Annotated in this window: 1 protein-coding gene; it reads right to left on the bottom strand. The window is 74.0% G+C overall.

What is annotated here, in order from left to right:
• Positions 1–775: protein kinase (locus KS423_RS46355; RefSeq protein ID WP_224285643.1), on the bottom strand; the 775-nt coding region annotated here is incomplete at its 3' end.
• Between the last annotated feature and the right edge of the window lie 115 nt (positions 776–890).

Raw genomic sequence — 890 nt, 5'->3', positions numbered from 1 at the left:
CGTCGGCCGGGCGGTCGGCCGGGTTCTTGGCCAGCAGCCGCAGCACCGCCGCGTCCAGTGCGGGCGGCAGGCCCGGGCGGCGGGTGGACGGCGCCGGCGGCTGCTCGCTGACGTGCTTGAAGGCGATCGCCACCGGGGTCTCGGCGGTGAAGGGAGTCGCGCCGGTGAGCATCTCGGTGAGCACGCAGCCGACCGCGTACAGGTCGGTCCGCCCGTCCAGCGCCGAGGCGGTGGCCTGCTCGGGCGAGAGGTAGGCGGCCGTGCCGAGCACGCTCGCGGTCTGGGTCAGGTTGCTGGAGGAGCCGGCCCGGGCGATGCCGAAGTCGACGACCTTCACCCCGCCGGCATCGGTGATCATGATGTTCCCGGGCTTGATGTCCCGGTGCACCAGCCCGGCCGCGTGCGCGACGGACAGCGCCTCGCAGACCGCCGCCGCGATGCCGACGGCGCGCTCCACCGGCAGGGTCCGCTGCTCGGCCAGCAGGGCGGCCAGCGAACGGCCGTTGACCAGCTCCATGACGATGAACGGGGTGCCCTGGTCCACGCCCGAGTCGAAGACCATGACGATCCCCGGGTGCACCAGCATGGCCGCGTGCTGGGCCTCGCGGCTGAAGCGCTCGGCGAAGCGGGGGTCGTCGGCGAGGCCCCCGTTGAGGACCTTGACGGCCACCTGACGGCCCAGCACGCGGTCCACGCCGCGCCAGACGGTGGCCATGCCGCCGACGCCGAGCATGTCGACGAGTTCGTAACGCCCGTTCAGCGCCCGTCCGATCACCTGGAGCTCCCCTCACGTGCCCTGCCCGGGGTCCCGGGCCGCCTCGTGCACCTGTGCACGATAGCCGCACCGTCGAACCGGCCGACCAGGGGCGGAGGGTGGCGGTCGGGGGACC

The organism is Streptomyces sp. LS1784 (assembly GCF_020103755.1).
In the GTDB taxonomy this organism is placed as follows: domain Bacteria; phylum Actinomycetota; class Actinomycetes; order Streptomycetales; family Streptomycetaceae; genus Kitasatospora.
This window is presented reverse-complemented; position numbering and strand designations above follow the sequence as displayed.